The sequence below is a fragment of the Marinovum sp. E3 genome (assembly GCF_055755275.1).
Genome location: NZ_JBVTQV010000008.1, coordinates 59,846 through 84,437, shown reverse-complemented (window position 1 = coordinate 84,437; position 24,592 = coordinate 59,846). Strand labels below are relative to the sequence as shown.

Genomic DNA, 24,592 nt, shown 5'->3' with positions numbered 1-24,592 from the left:
CGGACCGACCCTTCGGCTAGCGGAGAAGAGTCTTCACTATGGCGCATGAATACGACAGCGAGTTCGGCCTCCCCGGCAATCAACATCAGCCCGGGCAAGGTATCCATGTCAAATATGGTGGCGAGCCAATTGATCTGGGACAGGTCGGTAACGCTCGGCATCACCCCGACCAGTGGCGGATGTGAATGCCACTCACCGACGTAGCGCAGCTGCCCCTGTGTCTCAGCCATAGATCGGTCGATCATCTGTTGGACGCCGTCGGTGCCGCGAACGAACCCGTTCGGCGATCCGGTGCTGTCAGCAGGTGCTTTGTCGGCATCGGCAAGGTGTATCTTCCGGGCAGGAATGTCGACGACCCCGAGCAGGATGCCTCCCGTCTCGTTCGGCAGGCATTCATCGCGCATGGCCGCGATGCGCGAGCGGAGTCCGGCGTCGAGTGAAACCTGCCAGCCGTCGACATCGAAGCGACGCACATCCTCCGCAGGATAGGAGAAGCTTCTGACCTGGCCCTCCGTACCAAGCGACCAGATCCGGATGATCCCTTCATCAGAGTCGGCGGCCCGTCCCAGACCTTCCGCAACCAGTCCACTTAGGGCCATGACACGCGATTCCGGGATCAGGTTTGTGATGGCACGACAAGCGCCGGTATAGGCGAAAGTCCGCACCGGGGTTTCCAAGTGACCCGCGAGAGCCTCCTCCCGGACGACATACCTCAGATACTGCGCTTCCAGATCGCGTAGCGTGACGCTGCGATCTATCGGTTCGCCCAGCAGAACGGCTGCATCCCCCGCCGGGCTAAAAAAGATGCTGAACCGCCGAGCCTTGGATTTATGGTCAGAAAGGAAGCGCTCCGCCAGCAAAGAAGCGGATGCATCCACGATAATGTCAGCGCCATCGAGCGCAGCATCAACATCGTCATTTCGCTGCCCTTCAACCCCAACCTGGGCGGTTATTGCTGTAGCCACAGAATCTTCATCGTCAAGGATGCTCGTCAAAGCCCCAGCGAGCAATTCAGATTTGCGCCTAGTGACGTCGCCGCCGAACCCGACATGACGGGCAAGGTTGTGTGGAAGCAGGACGTCATCGTCTATCACGGTCCAGCGAAAACGCCCCTCTCGGGCAAGACAAGGGGCGACATGGGCACCGATCGCGCCCCCTCCGACGATCACGGCCTTGCGTTCATCCGGGATGGTGCGGCCCGCAAGCCGGGTCGCAAGGTCTCGGTCAAAGGTTGCGTGGACTTCGACCGGCAGTACGGCCATCGCTATCAGCGCAGCTTCATCCACAGCTCCGGCGGTCAAAGCGGTAACGAAGCCGGCGGCTCCGCCCTGATCCTTGCTTTCGACCTTGTGAGCAATTCCGAGCGCGACCGCGATGTCACCAACCTTCTCAGCAGTGACGAAGGCCCGAAAATCTGTGCCCTGTTGTGTTCCGTCTGGTGAGGTAATCGGCATCTCGATGACCACGGCCAGGCAGGAATTGATCCGCGCCGCATTGGTGCGCGCGTCGTTCAACCATTCGGCGAGGCGCGTACGCAGGTCGGCAAATAGATCGATCCCACGTGCTGTGCGCAAGTCGGCAAGGCTGCCAAGATTACCTGGCGCGAACGAAAGCCGCACCATCTGCGCCGGGGGCACTCGGTACGCTGCCACCGTCAACGGCAAAGCCAGTGTGCGCCCCTCCAGCTGGGAAAGCGGGATCACGCGCATCAGCGTGCCCGTGTCGTCAGGGACAGCGACGAGATCCTGTGTGTTGGCGTTATCGATCAACGCACGGGACATGATGATGTTGTAGCCGGTCCCGAACATGAGCGGGTCGACCGGCTGCCGGGCGTCATGCAATGCGCCCTCGGCAGCTCGCCGAAACCAGGCAAGGATACGCTGGACAAGCTCGGCCGGTGTCCATGTGAGGCGCGCTTCCGCCCATCCTCGGTCATCGATACAGATCGCGCGGGGTGATCCTTCGGCAGTGAGGTTTTGGTGGGCAGTGTCGGGAAAATCGCTCCGCAACACGTAGACGAATGGCATCGAATCGCCGCCAGCGAAGCGAACGCCAATTCGTTCTGTGCGCCGGATTGGCACGACGCTCTGCTGCGGCCTGCCGGTCCTGAAGGTGAGTTCTACAAGCTCACCGGCCCCTCCCCTGCGTAGTGCGACGACGGCAGCGAGCTCGGCGGCATGCCGGTCGACAAACCGTGCAAACGATGCCGCTGCCGAAGAGGTGAGGTCATCGACCTCGATCACTTCGTCGAAGGATGCCGTGAGCCAGGCTTCGACGTCCATTAACCAGCCCTGGGTGACGCCGCCGCGGCGGTTCCAGCAACCATCGGCGCAGCAAGCGCAAGGGCGAAACCAAATGCCGTGATCTTGTATGCGAAGGGCTTAGGATCACTCTTCGACGGGTGCTCCATCGTCACGATGAATTCGCCGTCGTGCGCCACAGTGATCCGACGGTGATAGTTTGCAGCCTGCCGGTGCGGGGGCTGGACGTCGTCGTCGGCCTTCGACCCTTTGACGGGGATCGGCCAGGACGGAGAGATGATGTCGCTGCCGGGTTGGCGCTGATCCTCGAACAGCCACTTGACGTCGGGGTCAGGGACAGTCTCGTTCGAGCCACGCTCCGGCCCCAACGACTTGTAGGAGCAATGGTGCGGCAGCTTCATCAGATCCCAAGCGAGCCTGTCCTCATTGCCGTGCTTCCGGCTGACTTGCACGATCGCAGCCAGCGTCTCGTAATTGACGTCTGAGGCGAGAAGCAGCCTCGTCTTCTGGCCGCCCTCGACAAAGGTGGCCTGCATAACGATCGAATCTTCGTTGCGATCGACGACAGTGTTTTCATCCTGTCGCCAGCCGAACGGGCAGTGCACAAAAAACTCTACCTTCTCTGGTCCAGTCAGTGCGTACCCAGGCACGAGTTTGCCAGCATCCACAATCAAGTGCTTGCGGCTTTCAAAGTCGATGCCTTCCGCCTCCATCCAGGCCTTTAGCCGATCGGGGCGAGAGAACACTCGAATACCCTTACCCTGACGCAAACGATACCGTGCCTCCGCGCGGACCAACCGCGCATCATCCTTCAAGTTCTCTTCAAGAATTGCCGCTGCAGGTACCCAGAGCTCCCTGATCTTTACGCGACCCTTGCCTTGGTAGAGCGCAGCATGATCGAGCCAGAAGAAGTCACCAAACCCCTTACAGTGATCGGTGTCGGTGTGCGTGATGCAAACCGCATCGAAGTAGTCGCGGCCTGCCTTATGCAAGTCGCGGCGAAGTGTCGCCGGCAAGTCGCAACGCTGGTCATCCTCATCGTCGTCGCAACGCATTGCGGCGAAGTCGATCAGGATCTTGCGCCCATCGGCAAGGTCGAGGCGGGCGGTGTCGGCGTTGCCGAGCGGAAAGAAGTTCACCAGAGCCTGCATTTCACTGTCCTCATATTTTTGCCCGAGCAGATTGGGCAGTTTTTTTGACCTCCAGCCCCGTTCTGAAGCCTAGCCTTTCGGCGGATAGGGATCGTTCCCATAGGAATTTGCATCTCGGATCTGGCCATTGGGCCGATGGATGACGACCTCGCCTCGCTCTCGGATCGCCGTGGTGCGTGCGGCTGCGGTCGCCGCTGCCTGAGTCGCATGCGTGGATCCGACCCGGGTAGCGCCCTCACGGCGTGCAGCCCAACCATCCCCGTGGGGGACCACATGAATACGCTTTGACATCGAATTCTCCTTAATTTCCTGGCTCGCCTCGATTCGAAACTGTTGACCCCGGCCCAGCGGCATGATTCAAGTGTTTCACAGACTGGTATAGGCCAGAAGCCTCACCAAGTAAACAGTCTTCGCACCACTAATACCAGTCTAAGAAACACTAAGGAGGGCATATGAATATCAACGAACTCGCCCCACTAGTCTTAAGGCGACGGGGAAACATGGGGGTTAGGGCTGCCGCGAAGGAGATCGGGATCAGTCCGACCACACTCACGAGGATCGAAAAAGGGCATGTCCCAGACGTGGGCACGCTCAACAAACTCAGCGAATGGTTGGGGGAGGAGCCTTCGAAGTTCACGGGCGTTGGAGACCTTCAAATCGCATTCAAGAACAGAAAAGCCGTCCCGCAAGCGACCGCTCTCGCTCTAGCTGAGCTCATCACCCAAGCCTCGCGACAATTCGAACAAGACGTCGAGGCTCGAGGACACTAAGTGGCATTCAGACGAGGGTTCAAATCGCAATGTGAGCGGCGATCGGTCGAGTTTCGAAAACAGTTCGGTCTGTCGGATCATGATGCGCTGTCTGCCGACCGTTTGGCGGAGGAGCTTCGAGTCACCGTTTGGTCTACCGATGACGTCGATGGGATATCGGAAAGCGCCAGGTCGGTTCTGAGCGACGAGACCGATCAATCGTGGTCCGCCCTCACGATGAGATTAGGCGCGGCCCATCTTGTCGTCCACAAACCGGTCTCCTCTAAAGGTCGCCGCAACAACGTGGTGATGCACGAGCTGGCGCACATCATCTTGGGTCACGAACTTGCAAAAGCCTGCATCCTGGAGGACGGCTCTCTTGTTCCAGGTAATTTCGATCAAGACCAAGAAGACGAAGCCGACTGGCTGGCCGGAGCCTTGCTGCTGCCCCGGCCCGCCCTTCTGTCTATTCGTCGTCGGCGCATGTCAGATCGCGACGCTTGCGAGGAACATCTCGTCAGTCCGGAGATGCTGAAGTGGCGGTTTCGGATGACGGGTGTGGATTACCAACTGTCGCGCCGCCGCGTCTAACCCATTATAAATATGTAATTAATGGTGGGCGCTGTTGTTCACATTCGTGCTTCAGCTATGTTTTTTGGTTTGACATATTCCATTTTCGCGCACCTTAAGTTACTAAATACAGCATACATCAAACCATCTTGAGTTTACGAAGAGGCCTGAAAGCAAACCATGAGTGTGCAAAGAGGACAAAAGCTCAACTCGTTGCAGCGCCTCCTTCCAGAAGGTTTGGTCGCCAGCTCGCGATGGTTGGACGAGGCAGGTTACTCGAGCGCACTGCGAAGCAAATACGTCGCGAACGGCTGGTTGGAGCAGCCCGCACGAGGGATCTATAAGCGGCCCGGGGCCGAAACGCGATGGCAACACCTGATCATCTCGCTGCAATCACTCATGCAAATTCCGGTCATCGTCGGGGGCCTCAGCGCACTCGAACTTCAAGGCTACGGTCACTACGTAACCATGGGAAAGCGGAGAAGGGTTCACCTCTACACGGAAGCCCCCCTGTCCAAATGGCTCAACGAAATCGACCCCGAGATCGATTTCCAGACGCGAAATGCGAAAAAGCTGTTCAAGTCGGAGGCGATCTTCAAGGCGATCCAAGACCTCCCACCAATTTCGTCGACAGGCAATGTCGAGACATTGGACAACCCCGACGGTGGGTTGAGACTCCATGTCTGGGGTGACAGATCCTGGCCGATGGTGATCTCCCGTCCGGAGCGAGCCATTCTGGAATTTCTGGACGAGATCCCGACACACCAGTCCTTCGAGCACGCTGCAGAACTGTTCACCGGACTTTCAAACCTCAGCCCCAGGCAACTCCAGACGTCACTCGAAAACTGCGGCAGCGTGAAGGTGAACCGACTCTTTCTGTGGTTCGCCGAGCGGAACGATCACGCCTGGTTCAAACGACTCGATCTCGATGCAATCAACATCGGCAGTGGCAAGCGGGTGATCGCAAAAGGAGGCAAGTTGGACGCCAAATACCAAATAACTGTGCCGGAGAATCTTGATGGCAACTGATGAACGGTTCCGACAGCAAGTCGATCTTTTGATCCGGGTCCTCCCCTCAGTGGCTGAAGAAAACGTGTTCGCGCTGAAGGGCGGGACTGCGATAAATTTGTTCGTCCGAGACCTGCCACGCCTGTCCGTCGATATCGACCTGACTTACCTACCCGTGAAAGCCCGGGAAGAATCCCTCGCCGACATAGACGCCGCGTTAGACCGGATATCGAAATCCATCTCGGAAGCCGTGCCTCAAACCAAGGTCGTTCCCAGTCGGCTGCACAAGGAAGGGATCGTCACCCGTCTGGTCGTCCGGACACCGGAAACTCAGATCAAGGTCGAAGTGACACCTGTAGCCCGCGGTTGCGTGTTCGAACCCAGAGTCATGCAGGTTGCGCCGTCGGTCGAAGACCAGTTCGGCTACGCAGAAACCCAAGTAGTTTCTTTTGACGATCTCTACGCGGGCAAGATCGTCGCCGCACTTGATCGCCAACACCCCCGCGACCTCTTCGACGTGCGGGATCTCCTGAGGAAGGAAGGAATCTCGACGTCATTGCGAAAAGCGTTCTTGGCCTACATCGTGAGCCATAACCGGCCGGCTATCGAAGTTCTCGCTCCGACCCGAAAGGACATTCGCTCGGATTTCGAGGAGAACTTCTTAGGCATGACCACGGAGTTGGTCGAACTGGAAGAGCTGGTCGCAACCCGTGAAGAGATGATTGAAGCAATAGTTGCGCAGATGCCGGACGAGCACCGCGCCTTTCTTGTTGGTGTGGAAAGAGGCGAAATTGACTGGAATCTTTCTGGCCTCACGGACGCGGCCAACCTGCCCGCCGTTCGCTGGAAGCTAACCAATCTCGACCGACTTGAAGCCAAAAGACGGCACAGACAGGCAGAGGAACTTGAAGGCATCTGGCGATGACCGACACCGTGTTTTGGTCATGGCAGAATGACCTGCCCGCAAGACTGAATCGGGACTTCATACGAGATGCTCTAGCCATCGCTGTCGACCGAGTCAGTGAAACTCTCGATGTCGCAGATGTCGAGCGAGTGGCCCTGGATCACGACACGAAAGCAACCGCCGGAATGGCCGACATCAGCCAGACGATCTTGGAGAAGATATCCAGAAGTGCCGTAGTGGTCGCCGACGTCACGCCTATCGCTAAGTCTGCTGGCGGAAAAGCACTACCGAATCCGAACGTCATGGTCGAGCTCGGCTACGCGATGAGTGCCATAGGGTTTGAAAGGATCATTGCCGTCTTGAATACGGCGAACGGTGACACCGTTGAGAATCTACCCTTCGATATCCGGCACCGCCGAATACTGACCTACACTTTAGCTGCGGAGGCGACAAAGGCGGAACGGAAAGCGGTTCGGGAAGCCCTCATCAAGCAACTGGCCGAAGCTGTCCGGGTTAATATTGATCTGGTCCGCGACGCTAGGTCCGCCGCCGAACCCATCCTGGGCGTAGAGAGCGACCCTCATTCGCCGGGCCTATGGAAAGCGGAATGGCCCGTGACACATTCCGACTGCTTCGGTGAAGTTGCACGTGTAAAACCTTTGGACTTATCGCGAGCCTGGCTCAGGATCATCCCCGCAGGTTTTCCCAACGGCCGTCCATCGATCACGACGCTGGAGCAATTGCCAGACAGCGCGCGTCTCCGGGCTCCCACAGGGGCAGGAAGCGGCGGAAATTTCGGATCGTGCCCGTTCGGGTTCGTGACGTACTGGGTCGCGGGCCGGGAAGAGGATGGAACCTGCCGTTCACGAAACCTAGCGGCATACCTCGAAGACAGCGGCGAAGTGTGGATGTCAGACGGTGTGGCGTTCACCGAGCACAAGGGCCAGAAACACATCTCTTACGGACATCTGTTCTCCAATTGGATCAGGGGATTGGCAAGCGGTATGGCCTGCCTTGACGCATTGGGCGCGTCGAAGCGAAGACGGATCGTCATGGGGATCGATGGCATGTCGGACGCGGTCTGGCCGATGCAATCCGGCTACGTGCCCGCGAGATCCCGTAAGAGCGGTCTCTTGGTCGACGAAACGGAGCGCGATTGGCCAGATGAGCGGCGCATGCAACTTCTTCACAGGACGTGGAACTCACTGCGAGACGCATTCAGCATCGAGCCGATGACAAAGGAAGAGTTTGCCCACTATTTCGAGGTGCGAAGGAGAAACTGAGCCTTGGAGAATTGCCAACTCGACCGGAGCGTCATCACGGATAACTGTTGGCCTCATCACACCTCCACAACCCCAGCATCCTCCAACTGTTCCCGATCGGGAAGATCGCGAAGGCTCTCCATCCCGAAGGCAACAAGGAACTGCTCGGTGGTGACGCAGGTATAGGGGGCCCCTCGCCTGGGCGACCTTGGCCCGGTCCCGATCAGGTCGCGCGCATGCAGCCGCCCGATCAGGTCGCGGCTGATCTCCTTGCCGAAGATGTCCTTGAGCCCGTCGCGCGTGATCGGTTGATGGTAGGCGATAGCGGCCAGGACCGCGACGTCGAATTCGCTCAGATCGAGTAGCTGGTCCCCGACATCTGCCGCCGTGCGGATTGCGGGCGCGTAGGCGGGTCGCGTCCGGAATATCCAGCCGCCAGCGACCTGCGCAACTTCAAAAGCCCGCCCCTCCAGCTCGGCGGCGAGGTCTTCAACCAGCAGGTCAACCGAGGCCCCCTGCCCCACCACGCGTGCCAGGTCGTCGCGCGGAACCGGCGAGGCGCTGGCAAACAGCACCGCCTCGATCCGCCGCATCCATTCCCGCCAGCGCAGCTCCGGCGGCAAGTCGGCCAACTCGCGGTCAAGTTCAGGTTCGGGGCGATCCTTGGCCATTGCTCAAACCCCATAGAGCCGGAATGTATCGCGGCCCGTCAACTCCCGCACTGCGCCGAGCTCGACCAGCCTGTCGCAGAGCCGCCGCGCGGCGCGGTCCGGCAAGGGTAGGGCCGAAGGCGCCACGGCATCACGGGTCAGGAAGATCCCGACGGCCTCCCCCGCCGCCTTGGCCCGCAACTTTGGCGCAACGGCGTTCAAATACGCGGCCCGTCGCGAGAGGTCGGCGGCCAGCCGCACGGCCTCGATTGCCGACGAGACGAGCGCGCGATGACAGGCGAGACGCAAGTCGTCGCCGCGTTTGCGCAGGTCTACGCGTTTCAGACCCGCAGCCAGAAGCGGAAGGATATGCTCCCACCCGAGTACTTGGGCGAGGGCTGCGTCGGCAAGGACAAGCGCTGCTATATCGGCACGCGGCGCCTCCGTCAGCGCCGCCTCCAGCACCCTTGCGGCGCGGGTCACCGGCGTACCCTGCCCCGCATCGAGCCACACCGCGATCTGGTCCGGCTCGAAGGTCGGCAAAGCCCGACCCAGAGCCTTGATCGACACCGGCCGCTCCACCGCGCGCCGCCAGGCGAGGTAGATCTCGCCAGCCGGTCCAGGCAGATCATCGGGGCGCAGAAGGTGTACCGTGTCGCGCAACTCCCCTGTCCGCTCCGGGCGGCCAGAAAACGCGACACAGGCCTCGGCCGCGCGCAGCGCTAGCCGGTCCCGCAACAAGGCTTGGGGCACTTCCTCGCGTCCCAACACAAGATGCAGATGGGACAGTGCCGCTCCCGACAAAAACGCAACATCGTCAAGGGCTTCAGGCCGTGCGGAGGTGACCCATGCTGGCAACCGGGGTAGTGTGTCTAAATCGCTGATGTGATCCGGTCGGGCAAATGTCATGCTCAGAGCCTACACTCTGGCGGCGCTTTCTGCCAGATAATTGAACAATAACCGCCCCACTGTGCTGCACCTCGCTATGTCCAATAAGTTTGCCTTGGACGAAACCGCTCGCGCGGTATTGGCGCTCGTTGCCGCCGAACTACGCCGGTTCGACTGCGGTCTTTGCGGATAGGTGTGACCGTCGTTTGATTGGGACCTTCTCAATCAAACGACAGGAGGTACTCGTGTCCAGCGAACATGTTCCAGCCCTACGGCAACGGTTTCTAGACGACATGCGCATCAAGGGCCTGCGGCCAATCACCCAGAAGATGTATTTGCGGTCAGTCCGCGAGTTTGCCAGATTTCTGGGGCGGTCGCCCGATGCGGCCACGCCCGAGGACTTGCGCGCGTTTCAGCTCGATATGACGAACAAGGGCACCGGCGCGCCGACCTTCAACCACCGGCTCACGGCCCTCAACTTTTTCTTTTCCGTGACCTGCGACCGGTCCGAGATGAAACGCTATCTGCGCTACCAGCGGATCGCTAAGCAGATCCCGGTCGTACTGAGCGCCGCAGAAGTCGCGCGAATTCTGGCCGCGGCGCCGGGGCCGGGCTTGAAGTACAGGGCCGCTCTCAGTGTCGCGTATGGTTGCGGATTGCGGGCGAATGAAGTCACGCATCTGAAAGTGTCCGATATCGACAGCGATCGCATGCTGATCCGCGTCGAGCAAGGCAAGGGCCGCAAGGATCGGCAGGTGATGTTGTCGCCCACCCTTCTCGAGCTCTTGCGCGCCTACTATCGGGAAACGCGTCCTGCGGGCTGGCTATTCCCCGGCCGCGACCCGGCCAACCCGATCTCAAACCGCCAGCTGAGCCGCGCGTTCCACGCCGCGTGCGACTTTGCTGGTATCAAGAAAAACGTCTCGCCCCACACGTTGAGGCACAGTTTCGCAACGCACCTGCTGGAAAACGGAACAGACATCCGAGTGATCCAGGTGCTGCTTGGTCACACCACGCTGGAGACCACGACCGTCTACACCAAGGTTGCAATCAAGATGATCCGGGACGTGACGAGCCCCCTGGATCTGCTGAACCTCGAGAAAGGCGGAAGCGGCTGACGGCGGGTCCCCAATGTCCCGGCCAACACTCGAAGTCGCGGACATCTTCCGCGCCCACGGACCTGCCTGGCGTCGTGCCAATGCTGGTCACCTGAGCCAGGCGCAACTCAAGGTCATGTCGGCAATTGAAACCTGCCGGACGGCGGTTCTGGGCGGGCATGTCGCGGCTTGCACCAAATGCGGACACCAGCACGTCTCCTACAATTCATGCCGCAACCGGCATTGCCCGAAATGCCAGGGGGCCACCGCCCACCACTGGATGCAGGCCCGGGTCTCCGACCTCTTGCCAGTGGAATATTTCCACGTTGTCTTCACCCTGCCCGCACCGATCGCCAAGATCGCCTTGCAGAACAAGGCGGCTGTCTACGATCTTCTGTTCAAGACGTCCTCAAGAACGCTTCTGACGATTGCCGCCGATCCCAAGCATCTGGGCGCGGCGATTGGAATGACGAGTGTGCTGCACTCCTGGGGATCGGCGCTGACGCATCACCCGCATGTGCACATCATCGTGCCTGGCGGCGGCTTGTCGCCCTGCGGCAAGCACTGGATTGCTTGCCGTCCGGGGTTCTTCCTGCCCGTGAGGGTCCTGTCCCGTCTGTTCCGGCGTTTGTTCCTGGAAGGACTGATGGCTCTTCATCGGTCCGGAAATCTGGCCTTCTCCGGGCAACTGGCGCATCTGACGAGCCCGGACATCTTCAAGGCCCACCTCGCACCGCTCAAAAAGACCGCATGGGTGGTATACGCCAAACCGCCCTTCGGAGGACCCGGGGCAGTTCTCGCCTATCTCAGCCGGTACACGCACAGGGTGGCGATCCCGAATTCGCGCCTCGTCAGCGCCGATGCCGAGACGGTTGCGTTCCGATGGAAGGACTACAGGATCAGAAACCGCAATCGCCAGAAGGTCATGCGTCTCGAAACGGGGGAGTTCATTCGCCGCTTCCTGACCCACGTTCTGCCTCCGGGGTTTCACCGGATCCGCCATACCGGTTTCCTTGCCAACGGCATCCGCCGCGCAAGGCTCGAAACCGTCAGATTACTGTTGGCCGCGGAGGCGCACGACGACCAGGAAGCATCAGACGACAAGACCGGCCTTCCGGACGAACAGTCCTCGGGTCTGACGTGCCCGGAATGCGGCGGCAGCATGGTCGTCATCGAGACTTTCGAGCGCGGCCATACCCCGAAATCTCGCTCGCCACCTTGGAGAACCGCCGCATGAAACAAGGGCAGAACCTTTGTCTTGACCTGCGGCGCCCCGGCACCGCACGGGTCCGTGTGGCTCAAATTCGAAAGCACGAGAAACGCTCAGGAACCGCGCGCGCAAAGAGCCTCGTTTTGCAAGAACGACAGGTGTTCCTTGTCGAACTCGGCATCCACCCCACCCCAAAATCTGCAACACAGACGGCCACCGACTTCAGTCCTTCAGAGCAATTCCCATAGGCCCAAAATCTGCCCGCGCTTTCGTCCAAGGCAGATTTATCGCCGCTGGATGACGCGCATTCAGCGGCCACAAACCTTTTTCATTATCGGACGTATTCGGGTTAGCTTGGGCCCATGACCAAAAACACCAAAAAACCGCCTGCCCCACTGTCGGATGGCCGGAATTCATGAGATTCAAGCGCTTCCCTGAAAAACCGCCCGGGGTTCATGAGATCCTGGTACGGTATTCATGAGACTGGACGCGCCGGTATTTGTGAGACTGGCGATGTCTCGCGGCTTTTTCGGCAAGCAGGCGCTCTCTCTCATCGCGCTGAGCGCGCCAGAGTCGGGCAGAGATGCGTCTTCTCAACGAGAGCGGCCATTTCTCAAGCGCCTCTTGGACCCGTCCCTGCCCGTCCACGTCGCTGTTCAGCAAAACCAAAATCGCCTGATCGATCGGGTTCTCGACAATCCGTCCGATCCCGACTGTCAGCGCAAAGGATTGCAACAGCGAACCCTGCGCCAGGCCCTGCAACCCGGGGCGGACAGGTTTTGCCAGCACCGGGGCCACCTGATCGTATTCGGGAACCACAACTGTCAGCGCCTGACGGATGATCGGCATGGTGAGAAATTCATGGTAGTCCCGCCGGGTCTGGAGCGACATGCGCGGTTGCTCGGCCAGCGAGGGAGGCGAAGCGCGCCGGTGGCGCGCTGTCAGGACGGCCAGCATTTCCGGCGCGCCCAGAGCCCCCTGCCCCGCACCACGTGCCCAGGCGTCGAGAACGGCGGTGCCGGCGTTTGCATGTGGCGCCAAAGCCGCCATCCTCTTGTCTCCCAGCATCTCAGGCAAGGTCGCGCCGGTGGCATCCTGCAAGTCTGCGCCGTGAACAGGACAGCGAAACACCCAGGGCAATGCTAACGATTTCCGGTGTACATCGCCCGGGCAGAGCGGGCAGTGATGCCGGTCCTTGCGCGTGATCATCATCCGGGCGTCGGGGGTGAATTCCTGAAACGTCATGGCCTGCAGGGCCTCGGGCGCAAGACCGGCCCGGGCCGCGATCAGAGCCCCCTCCCCTTCCAACATTCGCCACTCTAGATCAAAAACGTCGCGCCCGGACAAACCAAGTTCCGCCAGAAATTCGGGAACGGTCATGGCATAGAAACGGGCCATTCGTGCGATCCAGGAGGACAACCGCTCGTCGGTCTCCGGCGGGAACACGACCGGCAGGCGGCGCTCTCCTGTCAAACCGGTTCTCCCAGGGCAGCTTGCAACCTGTCGCCACTCAGGACGTCGCGGGACATGATACGTTCCTCGCCGCTTTCGATGGCGGCAATCGCCAGCTGCGACATGATCGAAAAGATACCTGAGGTGATTCCGCCGGTCACCTTGATGATCCGCGCGAGCGCCTTCTCATCAATCTCGCTTTCGCGCCGCAGCGGAAGGCTGCGCGTGAGCGTGCTCATCAGCCCGGTGAAATCCGCGCCTTCCTGCCAGGGCGGCAGGGCGAAGGCTTCGAACCGGCGTACCAACTGGGCATCAGTGCGCAGCGCGTTGCGGGCCTGGGCGGTCCCAACACAGACTAGCGGTACGCGCAGTTCGTTGCCGAGGAAGCGCAGCATGTTGAGAAACCGCGCCTGTTCGCGAATTGTGCCGGCCTGCAGGCTGTGGATCTCATCGATCACCAGCATCTTTGGGCGCAATTCGGTGAGAAGCCGCAGGGCAAGGCTTTCCAGCACGGAAAGCGTTGCGCGAGGTGGTTCCGGAGCGCCGATGGCGGCCAGAATCCGGCGGTAGAAGCGGGTCTCATCTGGCCCCGAGACCATCTGCACCGCGACGACTGGCATGTGCAGCCGTCCGGTCGTGTTGTCGAAGCTCGAGCCATGATCGCGGGTGAATTTCTCGATGATCATCGTCTTGCCCATGCCGCTTTCGCCGACCAAAAGCAGGTTCGGCATCCGGGCGCGCTCCGGGAAAGACAGCAAGGTCTCGAGCTTGGCCAGGGCTGCCTCCGCCCGGGGATAGGACACCCACCGATCGGCCCGGATGCGTAAGATGCGCTCCTCGGCGCTGAGCGCGGCAATCCTGCCGGCTCCCGGATAAAGATGCGGAAACTCAGTCATCGTCATACCATTCCTCGACATGGAAACCCGGGTGATCCTTGAGCGCATTGCGCTTCGTTTCAGGCGCCGGGAGAGCATCCGACAGCTTAGATACCGGCGTCACGTCGATCATCGGGTGTGGCTCCAGATGCGCCCGCCGGGCCTGATGGCGCCGCATCGCCTTGGTTTGCCGTTCTGCATTGTCCACGAGGTCGCGCTGCGCCTGTATCGTCCGGAAGATCAGCTCCTCGTCCACCGACCGGCGCCCTTCCTCGCGCAAGGCGCGCCGCGCCGCGCGGTGCTCCCAGAGCGTGATCGCGGGACGGGTCAGGTCCGCAGGCCGCGCCTCGATGATCCCGTCCTCGGTCAGCACGAATATGCGCGAGAGGTCGCGCGGGTCGTATTTGAGCGTGTATTTGCGGCTCTCCCGGCCCATCAGCCAGCGCAGCTCGTCCGACCAGTAGCGGATATGGAAGAGATGAAAGCCGTCGCGCTGCAAGACCCGTTGCTCCGAGGGCAGGAAGTCGACCAGAAACTGCCGAAGATCGGCGGGCATGCGGAGCCTGGCTTCGTCCGTATACGCCGCCCAGGCCGCCGCGGGCGTGGTTTCCAGCGCGCTGTGGACCCGCGCATGGTAGGAACCGGTGATTTCCAGCGTGAGCCAGGTTTCCAATTCCCGCAGCGTCATCACCGCCTCAGCTTCCGCGTCGAGATCGCCCCGCTCGAAGATGTTCGAGAAATGCGAGCCCGGCAGCAGGTGCACCGCACCCATCATCGTACCGATGAGCCGTTCGATATGCCCGCCATAGCGCGGCGTGCCGGGCGGGCGGTGCTGCAGGTCGATCTGGTATTCGGAACATGCCCGTTCAAAAGCCCGAGCGTGGAATTCCGCGCCATTATCCACGTAAATTGCTCTCGGAATGCCATGCGCGGGCCAGTCCGTATCGATCCCACGCGCCGCCAGCCAGTGCGACTTGTCCATCACCGCATGGGTCAGACAGAGCGCGACGGAGAGAAGCGAGGGCGGCTCAAGAGACAGGTGAAACCCCAGAACCACACGGGTGTTCACATCGATTGCCACGGTCAGCGTCGGTCGGCCAAGCGGGTGCCGGGTCACCGGATCCACCACCGTCACATCGGCCCTGGTGTGGTCGATCTGGACGATGTCGAGCGGGTGTTTCGCCGTGAGCGTACCAGGCGTGGCCAGGTGAATGCGTTCGGCTTTGTCCTTGCCCTCGCGTCTGGCCATGAGCCGTGCCTGGTCCCTCAGGCCCAGCCAACGCCCCAGGCGGCGGATCGAGGGTGGTGCCAGCCCCCGCGCCTGGCAATCGGCCGCGACCTCGCGCCAGAACCGCGTCTTGGTCGGTTTGCGCCGTGTGGCATAGAAGTCTTTGAAATGGTGGGCCACAATCGCTTCTACTGCCGGGTCCAGCGGCTGCATGCCCGGCTTTGGGCCGGACGTGTTCGGCAGAAGTGCACTGGTCCGCGCATCTTCGCGAAACTGCTTCGCCAAACGATAGACCGTCGCCCGGCTCACATCCAGCTGCCGCATCGCCCAAGCAACGTCACAATCCGTGAGCTGCTCCGGCAGCTCGGCAAGCACTCTTGCGCGAAACTCGGCTTCTTCCCAATCTTGGTCGGCTACGGGACTATCGGACATGACTTGAACGGTGCACGGATGCTGTGTAGTCTCACGAATAGTGACTCATATCCATGTACAGTCTCATGAACTCCGACTCAATCTCAAAAATGAAGAACCGGGAAACCCTTGAAAACAAATGCATCGAAATCTCAGAAATTCCGGCAGTCCGACAATGGCCTCAGAGGACGAGAAGTCGACATCATCAAACTCTGGTGCGTTTAGTATCGCTCAGGACGACGAGAGAGATCAAGATAAAAGCGATGGGATCGCCCTGCCCTCCCATGTCGCGGGCTCAGGCAGCCTTGATCGCCTCGTCGATACCGCGCGCGACTATGCGCGCGCCGCAGCCTCCGACAACACCCTGAAAGCATATGCAAAGGACTGGGCGCATTTCGCACGCTGGTGCCGGATGAAGGGCGCGGAACCGCTGCCTCCGTCACCGGAATTGATTGGGCTTTACCTTGCCGATCTCGCCTCCGGGTCGGGCCCCTCCCCTGCCCTTTCGGTCTCGACAATTGACCGGCGCCTCTCCGGCCTTGCGTGGAACTATGCGCAACGGGGCTTTGCGATCGATCGCAAGAACCGTCACATCGCGACCGTGCTCGCCGGGATCAAGCGTAAACACGCACGCCCACCGGTGCAAAAGGAAGCGATCCTGGCTGAAGAAATCCTCGCGATGGTGGCCACCCTACCCTACGATCTGCGCGGGCTGCGGGACCGGGCGATCCTGCTCTTGGGCTACGCCGGCGGTCTGCGCCGCTCCGAAATCGTCAGCCTCGACGTGCACAAAGACGACACGCCGGACTCGGGCGGCTGGATCGAGATCTTCGACAAAGGCGCGCTGCTCACCCTCAATGCCAAGACCGGCTGGCGTGAGGTCGAGATCGGACGCGGCTCGAAGGATCAAACCTGCCCCGTGCATGCGCTTGAGCAATGGTTGCACTTCGCAAAGATCGACTTCGGGCCAGTCTTCGTCGGCACCTCGCGGGATGGCAAACGCGCATCGGAAACGAGACTGAACGACAAACACGTTGCGCGGCTGATCAAGCGCACGGTCCTGGACGCGGGCATCCGGTCGGACCTGCCTGAGAAAGACCGCCTGGCGCTGTTCTCCGGCCATTCGCTGCGCGCCGGTCTCGCCAGCTCCGCCGAAGTCGACGAGCGCTACGTCCAGAAGCAGCTTGGCCACGCCTCGGCCGAGATGACCCGCCGTTACCAGCGCCGCCGTGACCGATTCCGGGTGAATCTGACCAAAGCCGCCGGTCTTTGAGCCCCTGCCCTATCATGCCGCCCGCCCGCTGAGCCTGCCATAGAAGCTGCGCTCCAGATGCAGCTCCCCTGCCCCGGCTTTCTCTACCATGCCACGCAGATAGCCGCCCGGCGAGGCAACCTCGCCCGCGCTGTGTTTCTCGAAGACGAGTGCAAACGCGGCCGTGGCCACCTGTGTGCCCATTCGGTCTTGCGCCACGTTCCAGGCATGCTCCGAGATCCCGATCATCGGCCTGAGTTGACCGGCAACCCGGTGCAGATCGCCCCAATCCTTCAGGAATCCACCCATATTGCGCGCCCAGGATGCGAATTCCGGACAGGCTTGCATGATTGTCGGCAGGTCGAGCGCTGTCCGCTTCTTGCGCACCTCGGCAACCCAGTCTTCCAGCTCCCTGTCAACCCGCTCTTCCGGTGGCGCATTGGGCACCACACCCGCCGCTTCCTCTTTTTCAGAGGAATTACTAGTTACAGGATCAAGTTTGTTTGTAGTTAGTATATGAGGTTCGGAAATGACCTCCCTGGGGTTCATTTCTTGAGTCTTCTTCGCGACTTCGGCATCTTTATCATCGGTGTTTTCCACAGGCTTTGCCGCGCCAGTCGCTTTGAGGTACGCTATCTCGACCCGTTCCTGAAGTTCCTTGAACCACGACAGTAGTCGCTCCAACTGCTCAGAGGCTTCATGGCGACGCGGAAGCCGGTCCAGAAGCTCCTCGAAGAGCCCCGTGAATTGGCTCCAGGGCCCACGCAGCGCGCTGCTGATAGCCGCCTCGATCCGGGCTCGGATCATCCGGCGTGCCACCGTGATCTGACGCTTCAGGCGCTGGCAGAGCTCGCGCTCGGCCTGCAGCTCGGCGTGAAGTTCCTCGAACTCCTCGACACGGGCCGAAAGCGGAGACAGATCAAAGCCATAGGCCTCGACAATGCGCCCCTCAGCGTCCCTGCGACCCCACCGCTTGCCATTGGGGCTATCCTGAAAGGAGATCACGCCGAGCTCTGCCAGGCGCCGCGCGTGGCGCTTGAGGGCCGACAGCGAAAAGCCCGTTTGCCCCATCAGATACGCATTCGACGCCCAGACGATCGGACGCTGCCCCTCCTCCCAGTCGTGGGCCTGCGTGAAAGCTCCAAGCGTATCGAGGAGCATCATGTCGCCGGCCTTCAGGCCGATATACGCCCCAACGCGCTTCACCGCGACAAACGCCCGTGTTTTGGGTACTGCTACCTGTTCACCGGCTTGGGCAAGTTGCTCTGCAACCCCAAGACCCGGTGTCGGCTTGCGCCAACCTGTATGTTTCATGCCTGTTTCTCACCTCCGGTCAATTGGAGGCAAAAGAAAGCCGTTCGCTCAGGAGCGTTCGTCGTTGACAGTGAATCCTGCGAGACTTATCTTGAAGGCGACCAAACCATTAAGATCAGCTCTCAGGCCACACCGCTTGGGGGCTTTTCTTTTGCCTTTACTTCGATTGTCGTTCCTTTTTGCTCCTTGCCTCGTCGTTCTGGAGAATATGTCGCTGATATTGTCGTCAGACGGTTTCCTTCCCCGAACCTTCGGCGCTCAAGTAGTCGGCGACTAAATCTCCGAGCTTCTCGAGACGCTCTTGGTCTATCGGCACACCTGCAACCTTGATGGATAGGTTTCCATCGACTGAAGTCGCCGAAAGATTTCGGTTGCCCACCTTGCGTTTGACCGTGAGCTTTCTGGGCTTTGCCTTCGGTTTGAGCTTGGGTTTGTTCACCCTCTCCAAGCTCGCTAAGGCTCCCTGCAAATCACGAAAGCTCATGTCGTAGACATTCTTGAACGCGTTCAAGATTTGATCCTGCGCAGCGAAGACAGACCTCGCTCGTGAGACTAGGCTCTCATGCACGCCAATTTTCTTTGCGAAGGCCACAGCTGTCAGCTTGTCTGCCCCAGAAGCCAGCGTTTCATACATTTCACCAATCGAAACCAAACGCTCAAATGGGCTAAGATTCTCGCGCTCCTCATTCTCGCGGAACCGCAGAAACAACATCTCAAACTTGCTGTTCTCGGCGTTTCGCGCGTCCGGCGAAGCGAGGATTGCACGAAGAGGTAAACCCAACTCCGACGCGGCCGCCAGTCGGCGGCGTCCTGTAAGCATGACAAATGGGACACCAGTGACGTTCGACGGCTCCAACGGATCCGGCTGCCAATCCGGATCCTCGGGCCACACAAGAATGGGTGTGTCCTGCCCGTTCGAGGCAATGCTGTTTACCAAAGACCTGAATGCTTCCTGGGACATCCAGTCTTGACGGCGGTCTGTCCCCATCGGATCTGATATCTGGTCTGGCGACAGGCTTATTTCGTGGCGGCCGTTTAAGATATCCGAGCAAAGCTCGGCTCTGCTTCGCTCCACGGCGGCTTGCGATTGTGCAAGCGCCCCTGATTTCCAAGCACTGCCGGCCCCCTTGAAAGGAGTAGAAACAGCATCGCCCGTTTCTGCCCGGCCTTCGGGAACGGGCGTGTGCTCCTTGGATGTGTCGGGATTAGTAGTCTTGCTGATCAGCGACCTTGGAATACTGCGTTTCATGCTTCACCCTCGCCGTCATCTTCATAGAACTCGTCCATCCAAGTATTGGCGTAGCCGCGTTCGAGGCCCGGCCAGAGTCGCGATACTATGGCGTCGTTCACGGCATCGGCATTCGTGATGAACCGGTTGATCCCCTTGCGCTTTCCCGGCGTGTCCGGTTCATATTCGTATACGGATTGATAGACGTCCGACGCATTCGAGATCGCGTCGGAACGCAGATAAAACACCGGCAGAATTTCCGTGGGGCAGTGTTCCAGCAGGTTTCCGATGTGGTTCAGATCCTGCGCATTGGATCGTTGGACGATCGTCGGCAACAGCATGTTGGCACCGGTTCCTATTTCGATCCGTTCATGGGCCAGAATATGCTGAAGCATTCCCAGCAGACCGGTCACAAAGGTCGACAGCGTTGCGATGTCAAACCCCTTCATGGTTTGCGGGATGACCAGCGAAGTCGACGCAATCACGTTATTCAGCTGGAAAAGTGTCAACGCGGGTTGATAGTCGATGATGATGACATCGAGGGTCTCGGTCAGCGCAGCGTCCAGCCGCTGCTGATCGACCTTGCCCTCGACCACCAATTCGTTGGGCAGCGTTTTGGGCGGGTGGCCCGCTTTCCAGCGATCAAGGGCATCGCGCAGGTAGCGATAGAAGCTTTTTCCGGCGGGGGCCTCTCGCACAAGGCGCGCAATCTGGATCTCTCCCTCAGACGTTTCGCCATGTGCCGGCAGCAGACGCAGCCCCGGCCAGGAGGTCTTTAGAAAGAAACTGTCGAGCGTCTGCGCATCGTGATCGGTGTATGGCGCTTCTTCCGACTGGAAGAGGCCGGCAAAGTCCACCATGGATGCGGTGTTTTCGTCGGGCATCTGGGGCAGACCTTCACCCCCGACAAAGTAGAGCGTTATCGTGCTTTGCGGGTCTGCATCCATGACACCAACGCGCATGCCGTAATGCAAACTGAGATACTGCGCAAAATGCGCGGCGCTCAGGCTCTTAGCGGTGCCGCCTTTCTGACTGGCAAACGAAATGACGGGCAAGGGGGCGTCGGGTTTGCGCCAGGCCAAGTAGTCGTAGGGCCGCTTTGCCGAGGCCGCCAGAAGGGCCCGCATGTGCATCAATTCGGAAAGCGTGAAAACGCGCTCTCTTCCAATATACTCGCCCGCGGGAAAGTCGTCGCTCGAATTGGCGAACTTAGTTAGATACTGAATACTCACGTTCAGAAACCTTGCGCACTGGCGCATTGACCACGTGCGCTTAATGCGCTGACGCAAGGTGAGTTCCTTGTTCACTGCCACCATCGTGCGCTCAAGCCCACGTGACAGGTCCGTCAAAAACTGTTCTAGACTACCGCTCATTCCTAAGCCCTGACTTCGGTTGGGTCCGAGTTCGACTCGATTCTGCCGCTATGGTAGCACGGTTTTGGATGAAAGATAAAGATACCACGCGCCTATGAGTTTCAGGCGCTTATTTAGAAGCTCCACGACCCATAAATCTCCAATCTTGAACGCGTTCAAGATTGGAGATTTGATGGGCCGGTCGGTGGAGAACCGACCGGCCTTAGCCGTCACGCGGCGTCTTTGGGACCCCAGGGGATGACGGCCTGCAGGGACGGGTCGTCCTGGTTCGCGGCCTTGCCGAGGTTGGCGTTGAAGCCGTGGTCGCGGATGGTCAGCGTGTAGTAGTCGGCGCCGGTCTCCTTGTTCTGCTTCTTCCAGATGCCGCCGCACTCGACCAGCTTGCCGCGCGGAGAGCGGCCGAGGACGCGGTGCGTGGGGGCCATCGGGTTCGAGCTCGCGACGGGTTCGACCGTGATGTCGAGGTCGAAGGTCAAGGTCGAGATGGAGCCGACGCCCTTGGCGGTTTCGATGTCGGCGCTGGTGAATTTGATGCAGTTCGTGGTCATTGCTCTTCTCCTTGTTTGCGTTGCAATGATGGTCACCTTGCAGCTGGCCAAGGCCCGGCCACACCGAAGGCGAAGCGTGAGCTGGAGAGGGGCAGGCGCCGGTCTTTTTGCCTCGCGAGGAATGACCCGCAGGGGCAGGGGAAAAAGATCGGCGACAACCTTTGTGGACGGGACGACAGCTGCGACCAGCTTGTCATGCAACTCAGACACCCGGAGAAGTGCGGTGGCCGCGAAGGAAGGTGGGTGAACTGCAAACAGAGAGGCTGCAAGGAGTAGGGATCGTCTCCCCACCCATCCAAACTTCAAGACTCTTCGAAGACCAAAGCCTTCAAATCATAAATCGATGGGAACGGCAGGGCATTCGCCCATCCTTCCGTGGAATCACAGGGGCGTTTGCGTTCGCATTCGGAGTTGCAGGCGGCCAGATGCCATCGAGTTGCTAGACACTCATCCGCTCTGGTGCCCGACAAATGGCCAGACCTGGCTCTGAAATGCTTCACGTGCCGCTGTCATCCTCAGACCAATGGGCGTGTCCTGAGCCAGAGATCAAAACGAGGTCATAGCGCGCTCAACAACTCGATTGCATATGCCAGTGGTAACGCTCGAATGTCCTTCGCGACGGGGACCTCATGCTCACCGGCATAGACCAGGAGCTTTCGGTTGGCTCCAATGTCCTCGGCCCCTGTGTGAAATCCTCTCGAAACCTTTGGTGCAGTCGTTCGTTTGATCTCAACAGCCCAGATGTCGCCGCTTGGCAAACGCAAAACCAAGTCGAGTTCAGCACCGGCCGAAGTGCGATAGAAGAAAGGTTCGGTGCCTAAAGGGGCGGCAGCAAGAAGCGCCTCGATACAGAACCCTTCCCAACTGCCACCGACGACCGGGTGCCCGAGCAAGCCCTCTGTCGTGCCGATGCCCAACAGCGCATGCACGATCCCGCTGTCTCTCACATAGACCTTTGGCGATTTCACCAGACGCTTGCCGACATTCTCGTGCCAGGGCTGCAGGCGTCTCACCAGCATGAGATCGACGAGCAGATCGAGGTAGCGCCCAACGGTCTGGCCGGACACGCCCAATCCCTCGGCAAGAGCAGCGGCGTTCAGAAGGCCGCCCTGGACATGCGCAAGCATCGTCCAGAACCGCCGCAAGGTCGCTGCCGGAATCCGAGGTCCGAGGGCAGGGATGTCTCGCTCCAGATAGGTGCGCAGGAAATCCAGACGCCAGTCCATACTTGCCCGATCGCTCGCGGCCTGAAAGCTGTCGGGAAAGCCGCCGCGCAGCCAGAGCAAGTTCAATTGATCCGCCCCCACCTCGTCAGGCTGCAAGGGAGGCATTTCAACATATCGAACACGACCGGCGAGGGATTCCGCCGTTTGGTGCAAGAGGATATTGGACGCCGATCCCAATAGCAGGAACTGTCCCGTCCGAAATCCAGCCCGCCGACGCTGATCGATCTGGCCGCGCAAGGTCTTGAAGAGGTCAGGCATCTGCTGCACCTCGTCAAGGATGACGAGTTTGCCCGCCTGTTCGTCCAGATAGAGATCTGGTTCAGTCAGGATTTGCCTGTCCGCTTCACGCTCAAGGTCGAGATAGACGGATGGGCGCTCTGATGCGATGTCGAGTGCAAGCGTTGTTTTTCCGACCTGTCGGGGGCCGAGCAGGACCACAGCCGCTTGGCTCTCCAAGGAAGACTGCACGAATTGTTGGGTCTTGCGTTTGTACATACCTTGCAATTACTCCACGGTACGGAAGATTTGCAAGGTTAATCTTGCCTACGGCCATAGCTAGTTGCTCAAGCCAAAGTATCTTACTACCGCGGCAAAACAGCCGTGGCCAAGGAGCGTCGACGCAAAATGAGTGCATTCAAATCTGTATCCAAGGGCCTGGAAGAGGCTCTGGCCTTCGCGAATAGCGACTTGGCAAGCGCGAAGGTGCATGAAGTGTCCGTGGCGGAGGTCGATGTCGCCGAAGTCCGGCAACGGACGGGCCTGTCCCAGGCCGAGTTCGCGAAGAGCATTGGCGTCGCGAAAGGCACACTTCTTAACTGGGAGCACGGACGTCGGCACCCCACGGGGCCAGCCCAGGTTCTGCTTGCCTTGATCGCCAAAAAACCATCCGTGGTGCAGGATCTGCTACGCGGCGCGTGAACCGGGGCCTAAGCCCCGATCCTCTTGATACGGATGCCGAGTTTGCGGGCCTTATCGACGATGTTCTCGGTGATGCCCGAACCGGGCGTGGCGATCAGACCCTGGGGCATGGTCTCGAGCATCTTGTCGTTGCGTTTGAAGGGGGCGGCCTTGCCGTGGCTCTTCCAGTCAGGTTTGAAGACCACCTGGGTGACACCACGGGTTTCTGCCCAGCGGGCCGCGATCATCTCGGCACCTTTGGGCGTGCCTCCATGCAGAAGCACCATGTCGGGGTATTTGGCAAAGGTGGCATCGAGAACGGACCAGATCAGATCGTAGGCGTGATAGTCCCCGCCCGAAAACGCGATCCGCGTGCCTTCGGGGCAGTGCACCTCGGTCTCCTTGCGGCGCTTGGCCGACAGGTAAGCCCGACTGTCCACCACGGCGGAGGTCAGGCCGCGGTGCGAGACCTTCGATCCGGTGCGGGGCAGCCAGGGCGAGCCGGTGGCGGCCGAGAAATGGTCCATGGCGAGATCGCGCATCTGCTCGAAGGCGTCACGATGGTCCCAGAGTTTCAGCCCGATCATCTGGAGGCGCTCGAGCTCGACCGAGGCGACCTCGGAGCCGTCCTGGATTGCCAGACCTTCCCGGACCTCGAATTCGTTGTCGTCCAGAAGCTTCTGGATATGGGTGAGCCGACGATGAAAGATCGAGGTGAGCGACCAAAGCATCTCTTCGAGATTGTCTTCCAACTGGCTGCCGGTGAGGAGGCCGATGGTGGTATCGAATAGTGTCGCCATGGCGAGCTCAACCTCGTCGGGCTGGGGCAGGGGGCGATGATCGGTCTCGCCGGGTCCCGGTGTTGCGCCATGAAGTGCAAGGTGGTCGAGGATGGCGGAGGTCACGCCGGCGTCCTCTGGGATGTCTGTCTGATGGGGCATTGTCTGGTTCCTCTGTTTGATCTGACCCGATTTGGATGGGGCGATAACAGGACCGGCGGCGACCGGGCCGCATCCGCCAGGATCGGAGCAGAGCGGA

23 protein-coding genes are annotated in these 24,592 nt (G+C 60.1%); 9 read left to right on the top strand and 14 right to left on the bottom strand.

Annotation, left to right across the window (positions count from 1 at the left end; translation table 11 throughout):
• The 3 genes from AC0J5K_RS22895 to AC0J5K_RS22885 all read right to left on the bottom strand — a co-directional run.
• On the bottom strand, nt 1-2,282 hold a 2,282-nt coding region (locus AC0J5K_RS22895), incomplete at its 3' end, for a ThiF family adenylyltransferase (protein WP_473010028.1).
• The gene (locus AC0J5K_RS22890) at nt 2,282-3,412 is read right to left on the bottom strand and encodes a ComEC/Rec2 family competence protein (RefSeq protein ID WP_473010027.1); all 1,131 of its coding nucleotides are present in this window, start codon (nt 3,410-3,412) and stop codon (nt 2,282-2,284) included. The genes AC0J5K_RS22890 and AC0J5K_RS22895, both read right to left, overlap by 1 nt.
• A gap of 69 nt (nt 3,413-3,481) precedes the next feature.
• A complete protein-coding gene (locus tag AC0J5K_RS22885) occupies nt 3,482-3,703 on the bottom strand; it encodes a DUF2188 domain-containing protein (RefSeq protein WP_473010026.1) in 222 nt (73 codons plus the stop codon).
• 161 nt (nt 3,704-3,864) lie between these two features.
• On the opposite strand from AC0J5K_RS22885, the gene AC0J5K_RS22880 reads away from it, so the two are divergent.
• From AC0J5K_RS22880 to AC0J5K_RS22860, 5 genes are all read left to right on the top strand, one after another.
• On the top strand, nt 3,865-4,182 hold the full coding sequence (locus tag AC0J5K_RS22880; protein WP_035367104.1) for a helix-turn-helix domain-containing protein: 318 nt from the start codon (nt 3,865-3,867) through the stop codon (nt 4,180-4,182).
• Nucleotides 4,183-4,752, top strand: a complete 570-nt coding sequence (locus tag AC0J5K_RS22875; protein WP_298500658.1) for an ImmA/IrrE family metallo-endopeptidase — start codon at nt 4,183-4,185, stop codon at nt 4,750-4,752.
• 159 nt (nt 4,753-4,911) lie between these two features.
• Entirely contained in the window at nt 4,912-5,760 is an 849-nt protein-coding gene (locus AC0J5K_RS22870) for a type IV toxin-antitoxin system AbiEi family antitoxin domain-containing protein (protein WP_473010025.1), read from the top strand.
• Nucleotides 5,750-6,664 carry a nucleotidyl transferase AbiEii/AbiGii toxin family protein gene (locus AC0J5K_RS22865; protein ID WP_473010024.1) on the top strand — a complete coding sequence of 305 codons (915 nt, stop codon included), beginning with the start codon at nt 5,750-5,752 and terminating at the stop codon, nt 6,662-6,664. The genes AC0J5K_RS22870 and AC0J5K_RS22865 overlap by 11 nt, the downstream gene beginning before the upstream one ends.
• The gene (locus AC0J5K_RS22860) at nt 6,661-7,926 is read left to right on the top strand and encodes a hypothetical protein (RefSeq protein ID WP_473010023.1); all 1,266 of its coding nucleotides are present in this window, start codon (nt 6,661-6,663) and stop codon (nt 7,924-7,926) included. Before AC0J5K_RS22865 ends, AC0J5K_RS22860 begins: the two co-directional genes overlap by 4 nt.
• Before the next feature lie 56 nt (nt 7,927-7,982).
• Here the strand turns inward: AC0J5K_RS22860 and scpB are convergent, their stop codons facing one another.
• Together scpB and AC0J5K_RS22850 are read right to left on the bottom strand one after the other, a co-directional pair.
• A complete protein-coding gene (scpB, locus tag AC0J5K_RS22855; RefSeq protein WP_473010022.1) occupies nt 7,983-8,576 on the bottom strand; it encodes an SMC-Scp complex subunit ScpB in 594 nt (197 codons plus the stop codon).
• Between the two features lie 3 nt (nt 8,577-8,579).
• A complete protein-coding gene (locus AC0J5K_RS22850) occupies nt 8,580-9,464 on the bottom strand; it encodes a DUF1403 family protein (protein WP_473010021.1) in 885 nt (294 codons plus the stop codon).
• 224 nt (nt 9,465-9,688) lie between these two features.
• On the opposite strand from AC0J5K_RS22850, the gene AC0J5K_RS22845 reads away from it, so the two are divergent.
• Both AC0J5K_RS22845 and AC0J5K_RS22840 read left to right on the top strand, forming a co-directional pair.
• Nucleotides 9,689-10,561: a tyrosine-type recombinase/integrase gene (locus tag AC0J5K_RS22845; protein WP_473010020.1), complete on the top strand. Its 873-nt coding sequence runs from the start codon at nt 9,689-9,691 to the stop codon at nt 10,559-10,561.
• A 13-nt stretch (nt 10,562-10,574) separates the two neighbouring features.
• Nucleotides 10,575-11,777, top strand: a complete 1,203-nt coding sequence (locus AC0J5K_RS22840; RefSeq protein WP_473010019.1) for an IS91 family transposase — start codon at nt 10,575-10,577, stop codon at nt 11,775-11,777.
• Between the two features lie 426 nt (nt 11,778-12,203).
• On the opposite strand, the gene AC0J5K_RS22835 is transcribed toward AC0J5K_RS22840, so the two are convergent.
• Genes AC0J5K_RS22835 through AC0J5K_RS22825 form a run of 3 tightly spaced genes read right to left on the bottom strand, consistent with a single transcriptional unit; the run spans nt 12,204 to nt 15,737 of the window.
• Complete coding sequence (locus AC0J5K_RS22835; RefSeq protein ID WP_473010018.1) at nt 12,204-13,223, bottom strand: TniQ family protein; 1,020 nt, start codon at nt 13,221-13,223, stop codon at nt 12,204-12,206.
• A complete protein-coding gene (locus tag AC0J5K_RS22830; RefSeq protein ID WP_473010017.1) occupies nt 13,220-14,104 on the bottom strand; it encodes a TniB family NTP-binding protein in 885 nt (294 codons plus the stop codon). The genes AC0J5K_RS22835 and AC0J5K_RS22830 overlap by 4 nt, the downstream gene beginning before the upstream one ends.
• Nucleotides 14,091-15,737 carry a transposase gene (locus AC0J5K_RS22825; protein ID WP_473010016.1) on the bottom strand — a complete coding sequence of 549 codons (1,647 nt, stop codon included), beginning with the start codon at nt 15,735-15,737 and terminating at the stop codon, nt 14,091-14,093. Before AC0J5K_RS22825 ends, AC0J5K_RS22830 begins: the two co-directional genes overlap by 14 nt.
• A gap of 154 nt (nt 15,738-15,891) precedes the next feature.
• On the opposite strand from AC0J5K_RS22825, the gene AC0J5K_RS22820 reads away from it, so the two are divergent.
• The gene (locus tag AC0J5K_RS22820; protein ID WP_473010015.1) at nt 15,892-16,989 is read left to right on the top strand and encodes a tyrosine-type recombinase/integrase; all 1,098 of its coding nucleotides are present in this window, start codon (nt 15,892-15,894) and stop codon (nt 16,987-16,989) included.
• A 12-nt stretch (nt 16,990-17,001) separates the two neighbouring features.
• Here AC0J5K_RS22820 and repC read toward each other — a convergent pair whose 3' ends face one another.
• From repC to AC0J5K_RS22795, 5 genes are all read right to left on the bottom strand, one after another.
• Complete coding sequence (gene repC, locus AC0J5K_RS22815) at nt 17,002-18,282, bottom strand: plasmid replication protein RepC (RefSeq protein WP_473010014.1); 1,281 nt, start codon at nt 18,280-18,282, stop codon at nt 17,002-17,004.
• Between the two features lie 226 nt (nt 18,283-18,508).
• The gene (locus AC0J5K_RS22810; protein ID WP_473010013.1) at nt 18,509-19,531 is read right to left on the bottom strand and encodes a ParB N-terminal domain-containing protein; all 1,023 of its coding nucleotides are present in this window, start codon (nt 19,529-19,531) and stop codon (nt 18,509-18,511) included.
• Nucleotides 19,528-20,883: a ParA family protein gene (locus tag AC0J5K_RS22805; RefSeq protein ID WP_473010012.1), complete on the bottom strand. Its 1,356-nt coding sequence runs from the start codon at nt 20,881-20,883 to the stop codon at nt 19,528-19,530. The genes AC0J5K_RS22810 and AC0J5K_RS22805 overlap by 4 nt, the downstream gene beginning before the upstream one ends.
• Nucleotides 20,884-21,092: 209 nt before the next feature.
• The gene (locus AC0J5K_RS22800) at nt 21,093-21,431 is read right to left on the bottom strand and encodes a DUF736 domain-containing protein (protein WP_473009970.1); all 339 of its coding nucleotides are present in this window, start codon (nt 21,429-21,431) and stop codon (nt 21,093-21,095) included.
• A 557-nt stretch (nt 21,432-21,988) separates the two neighbouring features.
• On the bottom strand, nt 21,989-23,152 hold the full coding sequence (locus AC0J5K_RS22795) for an ATP-binding protein (RefSeq protein ID WP_473010011.1): 1,164 nt from the start codon (nt 23,150-23,152) through the stop codon (nt 21,989-21,991).
• 129 nt (nt 23,153-23,281) lie between these two features.
• Between AC0J5K_RS22795 and AC0J5K_RS22790 the strand changes: the two genes are divergently transcribed.
• Entirely contained in the window at nt 23,282-23,575 is a 294-nt protein-coding gene (locus AC0J5K_RS22790) for a helix-turn-helix domain-containing protein (protein WP_473010010.1), read from the top strand.
• 8 nt (nt 23,576-23,583) lie between these two features.
• Here the strand turns inward: AC0J5K_RS22790 and AC0J5K_RS22785 are convergent, their stop codons facing one another.
• Nucleotides 23,584-24,495, bottom strand: coding sequence for a DUF2493 domain-containing protein (locus AC0J5K_RS22785; protein ID WP_473010009.1), 912 nt, complete (start codon nt 24,493-24,495; stop codon nt 23,584-23,586).
• Nucleotides 24,496-24,592: the final 97 nt, after the last annotated feature.

Coding starts and splice junctions, on each gene's coding strand:
- AC0J5K_RS22890 (WP_473010027.1), bottom strand. CDS start 3,412: ATGCAGGCTCTGGTGAACTTCTTTCCGCTCGGCAACGCCGACACCGCC.
- AC0J5K_RS22885 (WP_473010026.1), bottom strand. CDS start 3,703: ATGTCAAAGCGTATTCATGTGGTCCCCCACGGGGATGGTTGGGCTGCA.
- AC0J5K_RS22880 (WP_035367104.1), top strand. CDS start 3,865: ATGAATATCAACGAACTCGCCCCACTAGTCTTAAGGCGACGGGGAAAC.
- AC0J5K_RS22870 (WP_473010025.1), top strand. CDS start 4,912: ATGAGTGTGCAAAGAGGACAAAAGCTCAACTCGTTGCAGCGCCTCCTT.
- AC0J5K_RS22865 (WP_473010024.1), top strand. CDS start 5,750: ATGGCAACTGATGAACGGTTCCGACAGCAAGTCGATCTTTTGATCCGG.
- AC0J5K_RS22860 (WP_473010023.1), top strand. CDS start 6,661: ATGACCGACACCGTGTTTTGGTCATGGCAGAATGACCTGCCCGCAAGA.
- scpB (WP_473010022.1), bottom strand. CDS start 8,576: ATGGCCAAGGATCGCCCCGAACCTGAACTTGACCGCGAGTTGGCCGAC.
- AC0J5K_RS22850 (WP_473010021.1), bottom strand. CDS start 9,464: ATGACATTTGCCCGACCGGATCACATCAGCGATTTAGACACACTACCC.
- AC0J5K_RS22840 (WP_473010019.1), top strand. CDS start 10,575: ATGTCCCGGCCAACACTCGAAGTCGCGGACATCTTCCGCGCCCACGGA.
- AC0J5K_RS22830 (WP_473010017.1), bottom strand. CDS start 14,104: ATGACGATGACTGAGTTTCCGCATCTTTATCCGGGAGCCGGCAGGATT.
- AC0J5K_RS22825 (WP_473010016.1), bottom strand. CDS start 15,737: ATGTCCGATAGTCCCGTAGCCGACCAAGATTGGGAAGAAGCCGAGTTT.
- AC0J5K_RS22820 (WP_473010015.1), top strand. CDS start 15,892: ATGGCCTCAGAGGACGAGAAGTCGACATCATCAAACTCTGGTGCGTTT.
- repC (WP_473010014.1), bottom strand. CDS start 18,282: ATGAAACATACAGGTTGGCGCAAGCCGACACCGGGTCTTGGGGTTGCA.
- AC0J5K_RS22810 (WP_473010013.1), bottom strand. CDS start 19,531: ATGAAACGCAGTATTCCAAGGTCGCTGATCAGCAAGACTACTAATCCC.
- AC0J5K_RS22805 (WP_473010012.1), bottom strand. CDS start 20,883: ATGAGCGGTAGTCTAGAACAGTTTTTGACGGACCTGTCACGTGGGCTT.
- AC0J5K_RS22800 (WP_473009970.1), bottom strand. CDS start 21,431: ATGACCACGAACTGCATCAAATTCACCAGCGCCGACATCGAAACCGCC.
- AC0J5K_RS22795 (WP_473010011.1), bottom strand. CDS start 23,152: ATGTACAAACGCAAGACCCAACAATTCGTGCAGTCTTCCTTGGAGAGC.
- AC0J5K_RS22790 (WP_473010010.1), top strand. CDS start 23,282: ATGAGTGCATTCAAATCTGTATCCAAGGGCCTGGAAGAGGCTCTGGCC.
- AC0J5K_RS22785 (WP_473010009.1), bottom strand. CDS start 24,495: ATGCCCCATCAGACAGACATCCCAGAGGACGCCGGCGTGACCTCCGCC.